General features: G+C 39.5%; 5 protein-coding genes. 2 read left to right on the top strand and 3 right to left on the bottom strand.

What is annotated here, in order from left to right; all coding sequences use genetic code 11:
* Nucleotides 1–946 precede the first annotated feature (946 nt).
* Complete coding sequence (locus QAI40_RS16420) at nt 947–1,402, top strand: MarR family winged helix-turn-helix transcriptional regulator (protein ID WP_299983817.1); 456 nt, start codon at nt 947–949, stop codon at nt 1,400–1,402.
* Nucleotides 1,386–2,129, top strand: a complete 744-nt coding sequence (gene truA, locus QAI40_RS16415) for a tRNA pseudouridine(38-40) synthase TruA (RefSeq protein ID WP_299983815.1) — start codon at nt 1,386–1,388, stop codon at nt 2,127–2,129. Before QAI40_RS16420 ends, truA begins: the two co-directional genes overlap by 17 nt.
* Here the strand turns inward: truA and QAI40_RS16410 are convergent.
* The 3 genes from QAI40_RS16410 to QAI40_RS16400 form a co-directional block, all read right to left on the bottom strand.
* Nucleotides 2,120–3,904 carry a chloride channel protein gene (locus QAI40_RS16410; protein WP_299983812.1) on the bottom strand — a complete coding sequence of 595 codons (1,785 nt, stop codon included), beginning with the start codon at nt 3,902–3,904 and terminating at the stop codon, nt 2,120–2,122. The two genes, truA and QAI40_RS16410, sit on opposite strands and share 10 nt — an antisense overlap.
* A gap of 5 nt (nt 3,905–3,909) precedes the next feature.
* The gene (locus QAI40_RS16405; RefSeq protein ID WP_299983810.1) at nt 3,910–5,220 is read right to left on the bottom strand and encodes an aminotransferase class I/II-fold pyridoxal phosphate-dependent enzyme; all 1,311 of its coding nucleotides are present in this window, start codon (nt 5,218–5,220) and stop codon (nt 3,910–3,912) included.
* Nucleotides 5,221–5,359: 139 nt separating this feature from the next.
* On the bottom strand, nt 5,360–5,632 hold the full coding sequence (locus QAI40_RS16400; protein ID WP_299983808.1) for a PxxKW family cysteine-rich protein: 273 nt from the start codon (nt 5,630–5,632) through the stop codon (nt 5,360–5,362).
* Nucleotides 5,633–6,338 lie beyond the last annotated feature (706 nt).

Here is a 6,338-nt window from a genome sequence, read left to right as displayed (position 1 = left end):
CCCCTCAGGGGGCCAAGGCATACTAATCCCCTTCCAGGGGTAAACCCAAAGCCTGGCCCTCAGGGCCAGGATATTTACCTGGTCGGCTGCAACAACTTGTGTTATGTAATTGCCGTTTGTTCGTAATCGTTTTTCTTCATTGAACACCATGGGAATCAAGCCCTGAAGGTCTTATCAGTCTTAAAAATCATTTGATTACAATATTAAATCTTCCCCTTTTTGGCTTTCTTCTCTTTGCGCTTTTCTTTCAACGTTTTTTCTGATTTTTTTTTAACTTTTTTTTGAGTATCTCTTCCTTTAGCCATGAATTCCCCCTTTGTTTTGGTTAGTTAGTGTTTGAACAAAAACTCACCCATCTACTGCGTTGCTGCAAAATCCTGCCAAATTATAAATCGGGCCTCATGTACAGTAGTACACTCCGGTTTCAAGATTTTTTGCGCCTTGTATATGGGCAACTTTTCGCCCAAATACGGGGTTTTCGGTCAGGCACTATTTAAATATTATTGATTGTATTTCCATCATATTTGGATTGCAAGTAATCATTTCGTAACAATTTTAAAAATACCTGTAAATAAATATTAAAAATCCAAGTATATGAGAAAACGGACTTACTGATAAAGCCAAGGCTCCAGTGTTTTTTTTACATCAACAAGCATAATACAGAGTTGGGTCTGTGGTGCTTTGGGGAGGTTGGGTGTGTGGGGTTGGGAATCGTTGATTGCTATTCTGTACAGGTTATTAATGCAGCGGAACGTTAAGAACGGCAATTGTTTGAGCGAAGCGAGTTTTGCCGTTTAGTGCAGCGGAATTTAGAACCTGTAAGAATAGTTCAATCGGATGGACAGCACTCCACACCAACCGGAATCAAGGATAGGCATTCTTGGGTTGACATAAAGGTGTAGATATAATAATTGCATATGCAAGTATACATTTTTTTGAGGTGGTCATGGAAACCAATGAAAATTTTTTAGAAAGCTGTCTGTTTTTTAATACCAATGCCTTGTCCCGGTATTTATTAAAAATTGCAGAGAAAGAGTTTAAGCATTTAAACCTCTCTCCTGCCCATGCATCGCTGCTGCTGCTGGTTTATGATACACCAGGAATCAGTCCGAAAGACTTAAGCCGTCATCTTCATCTGACACCTTCCACCATCACACGGTTTGTTGATGCACTTGAAAAAAAGGGGATGGTTAAACGTACAACTAAAGGAAAAGCTGCTTTTATATTTCCAAGCAAAAAAGGCCTTGAATTAAAAGGATCTATTGCAGTTTCCTACAAAAAATTATATCTGAAATATACAAAAATTCTTGGCTCGAATACAGCTAATCAATTGTCTTTTACCATTCTTAAAGCCAATAAAAAACTTGCCGACTTTTTAGACAAGAATGAAGAAGAATTTTAAAATTATTATTGAGTATGACGGTACTAAATTTTTTGGCTGGCAAAGACAAAAAGACAAGAAAACCGTTCAAGGTGAAATTGAAAAAGTTTTAAGTAAAATTTTGAACCAGAAAATCGAGATTTCAGGATCAGGCCGAACTGATACCGGGGTCCACGCCTTTGGGCAGGTTGCAAATTTTCATGCGGATACGGGTATCCTTCCCCCGGATCTTAAAAAGGGGGTGAACAGCCTGATCAAACACCCCATTGTGATCAGAAAGTGCTGCATCGTGGATGATGATTTCCATGCCCGGTACAATGCTGTTTCCAAAGAATATCAGTATTTTATTTTAAACAGGGAAGATCCTTGTGCCATAGACAGGTTATACCAATGGCACATTCGACACCCTCTCGATATGGAGGCAATGAGTCAGTGTTGTCAGGCAATTACAGGAATTTTTGATTTTAAGTCTTTTGAAAATACAGGAAGCCCGCGCTCTTCTACCATTCGGGAAGTTTTTTTTTCCAATATCAGTCACTTGGGCAATAGCAGGCTTGTATTTAAAATTTGTGCCAAAGGATTTTTAAAGTACATGGTACGAAACCTCATCAGTACCATTGTCCTTACAGGGTTAAACAAAATAACACCACATGAGTTTAACAAAATACTCGAAGCAAAGGACAGGACAAAGGCCGGTCCGACAGCCCCTGCTCACGGGCTGTTTTTAAAAAAAGTAAATTATTCGTGATCTTTTATTTTTTTGATGTGGTCATTGTAATATGAGATAATATCACGTCTGTAAATCAAACCTATCAACCTGCCTGAATCCTCTTTTTCCATAACGGGTAAAGCATCAATGTTTTTTTGAGTCAGCTTTAAAAGTGTTGTATTCAAATCTTCCGACGGTGTGGTGAAAATCAGATCAGACACCATGATATCTTTCATGACAACCAATTGTTCTATATGGAGTGTAAAAATAACTTCTCTGATATCATTGGAGGAAAAAATGCCTGATAAATCACCCTTGGTGTTGATAACGGGAAAATAGTGTTGTTTTGTGCTTGAGAATATTTTTTTAAATTCACTGAATGCCATGTCTTCATTCACACATCTGACCTCTTTGATCAGGTGCCTTAAATTTTCAACTTTTATGGTTTGAAGAATATCCATCATAAATTCACCAGCATGAGCAGGAGAATCAATTCTGGATTTGACCTGATTTTCAAAGATAGTCCATTTCTGACATAATAAATAACTGATGGAACATACCAAAAGACTTGGTAATAATAAGTGGTATGAGTTGGTCATCTCACTGATAAAAATTATCGTTGAAATCGGTGTGTTGGACGCAGCTGCAAAAAAGCCGGCCATACCGACAATAACAAATGAACCAGGGCTAGTGACAACCGAGGGGATAAGCAGATGAAAGAGTTTTCCGACTACCCCTCCCATGGCGCCTCCTATCACGATGGATGGGCCGAATACGCCGCCGCTGCCACCGGAGCCAATGGAAAATGATGTGGTAAATATTTTGCCCAGGGCCAATGCAATCAGAGTGGGGATGGCCACCTGGTTGAAAATGGCCTGTTGGGTAATTCCATAGCCAAATGAAAGGGTATAGGGAAGAAAAAAGCCAATGATACCCGTAACTAAACCACCCAGAGCCGGTTTGAAATGGTTGGGAATTGACATTTTTTTAAACAGACCAATCACTCCATAGAACACTTTAATGTAAAGAATCGCCGTCACGACAAGCACACCGGCAAGAACGAGATATGGTCCCAACTCCAATGGGTTTTGGAATTTAAAATTGGGAGAATCAAATAAAGAACCCCATCCGAAAACAAGACAAAAAGTGCAATAGGCAACAACAGAGGAGATACCGGCAGGGATGATGACTTCCGATTCAAAATCAGGATCACGGTAGAGAACTTCAGCAGCAAAAAGCGCACCGGCCAGAGGGGCACGGAATATGGATCCGACGCCGGCACCAATACCGGCAGCCATCATGATTCTTCTTTCTCTTTCGGAAAGTTTGAATTTGGTGGCCAGAAAAGATCCAAAGCCAGCACCGATTTGTGCAATAGGCCCTTCCCTGCCCCCGGAGCCACCTGTTGTCAATGTTAAGGTGGAAGCAATGGTTTTGATTATTGGAATCCTGCCACGAATCAGTCCGCCTTTATGATGGTATGCATCAATGGCTGCATCTGTTCCATGACCTTCGGCTTCAGGGGCAAAGGTGTAAACGAGCCAGCCGCTTATTAAACCGCCCAAAGCCGGTAGAACTAAAAGTATCCATCTATTAAAAGGGGTTTGGGTGTGGGGCAAAAGAAGATGTTCGCCTGCCGGAGATCCCGGTCTGTATCCCGCCATCAGATCCAGAAAATAATGCATGCCCAGTCCGCATAAATAGTGAAAAACAATGGCGCCGCAACCGGCAATAATGCCGATTAAGACAAAGTAGAACAGCCATTTTCCTGCAACTGCAATATCCCCTGAACCGATCTTTTCTCTGAAACCCATGACCATTAACCTTTTCTAAGGTCATTAATACCGCTCAATATTATATCAAACAATGTTTCCACATCATTCTCTTCAAGGCAGGAAAATGCCACCCGGATATTTTTCTTACCAATGGAAATCAAACCGGTTCCATAATTCTCAAGAAGATGGATTCTTAAGCGTTCTGCATCTACATCCTTGAGCCGGATACACATGAAATAGCCGGAGTTGAATGGATAGACATCAAAGGCATCCTTGAATTTCGGGTCTTTTAAGACCTCTTTCATTTTTAATGCCCGATTTCTAAGAAGCTCAAATTTTTCTTTTTTATAGGCTTCATAGTTTTCGTCAGCCATGGATTTTAAAAGAATGGTCTGACTTAAGTGAGAACAATTGGAAATGTTTCCCCTGATACATCCGCCAGTCTTCTTTTCCAGTGCTTCAAGTACATTATCATTATTACCAAAAACACCATAGGTAATAAAGCCTGTTCTGAATCCCCAGACATAGTCTTCTTTTGTGGCTCCGTCAAGTTTAACAGCGACAAGGCGCTTGTCTGCGCCTGCAAGCTGGGTAAATATGGATTCTTTGCTGGTTTGTTCTTCAAAGAAAAGCCCGAAATAAGCATCGTCACAGGCGGCAACCACATTGGTCCCCTGCCGTGCTATATCGATGAGAATACCTGCCACCCTCTGGGCCTCGGATACACTCAGAGAATATCCGCTTGGGTTATGGGGAAAATTTAAAACCGTGACAATTTTATCATTTTCCCTTGCCTGTTCACGGATCACTTCTTCAAAAGAATCTATATTAAACCGGGTCAATAGATCATCATAGGCTTTGTAATGAACAATGCGCCCGCTATTTCTGACACAAAAGGTCATATTGTAATTGCCCCACATCATATCCGGCAGAACAATCACATCATTTTTGTCTACCCACATATCAGACAGTATGCTGACGCCATGAGTGATACCCGAAGTCACAACAGGCAGACTGATTTTTTTATTTTTAAGGGAAGGATTTTTTTTATAAAGGTCGGTTTTCCATTTGTTTCGAAGTTCCAAAACTCCAAACGAGGGTGCATAAGGCAAATAGTTATCCGGTTCAATATCTTTAATGTATTTTGTGATTGAAGAAAGACTTAATACGCTGTTTCCTTCCTTGGCAATACCGATTGTCGCATTAATTTTATCTGCTTTTAGTTTGGCTTCAGCACTCTGACTTAGGATGCCTTTTGGAAAATACAGGGCTTTTCCCATATCAGAAAGCATTTCAAAAATGTGGGGATTGGATCCATTAATAATTTCGTTTAGTTCTTGTGCAATAGGATTCATAATTCACTCTTTTAAAATGGTTGATTGATAAACAAACCTTAAAACAATTCATTAAAGCCAGCCTTTGAACCTAAAAAAAACTCCGCAGCTTTATTAAGACGGAAACCACAGAGTTTAAATAAAACTGATATATTAAAGATTATCTTCTTTTGGATGCTTTGATCGGATTAATCTTTTGTTTTTTAGTAGCTGAAGCGGTTTTAATATGGGTAGCAAAATTGCAATTTCCAGTTTCCCATTTTAATGATGGATCAGGAGCGGCAGTGCAATATACACCTGCTTCAAATTCTGAAGCTCTCCTGCATCCTTTGCAGTCGTCAATGATGGGGAGGCAGGCGCCTTCATTATAGCTACAGCCTTTTGCTGTCATGAATACGCAGTCGTCACCTTCCCTAATAGTTGTACAAATCATAATAATAATCCTGTAGTTTAATCCTGTAGTTTGAATTCCTAAATAGTCTCTTAAGGACTATAAACCTTACTCAAATATCACAGCATTAAAAAACTGTCAATATTTGAGTCAAAATATTTGAGTCGAAATTTCCCAGGGTAACCAAATATAAAATAAGAAATTACTCATAATTATTTGTTAAAAACACAGGTTTTAAGATAGTGATTTAGCTTTAACCCGGCCAGGGCATGCTTGCGATGAATCCGATTGAACTTCTTACAGCTTCTAAATTCCGTTGCGCTAACCGGCAAAAACTCGCTGTTGCTCAGACAGTTTGCCGGTCTTTACACTCCACTGCATTAAGAATCTGTACACAAGCCCAATCAACGATTCCCTGCAACCATACCCCGACCTCCTGAATAAAACCCAGATTCAAAACCTATCTGTAATTTTGCTTGTAATCTCAGAAAATTAAAATTTTCCTTTTTTAAGATCAAATCAGGTAAATGATGTAAGTTTAATGAACAGTTGATTTTTTGAATAAAAATGCAGACCAATAGAAGAGGATAGTTCTCAGGATTTATGAACAATGAAATAAGAAACCCTATAGCCAGAGTACCAGAACTTTTGTCAAACATTTTTTGTAAATATTTTTAGACAACACTCCTCTCTCCCGATTTGAATCGGTTTTTTTAAATATCTAAACCGGATTGATTCAAAAAAACAA

This window comes from Desulfobacula sp. (assembly GCF_030611305.1).
In the GTDB taxonomy this organism is placed as follows: Bacteria; Desulfobacterota; Desulfobacteria; order Desulfobacterales; family Desulfobacteraceae; genus Desulfobacula.
This window is presented reverse-complemented; position numbering and strand designations above follow the sequence as displayed.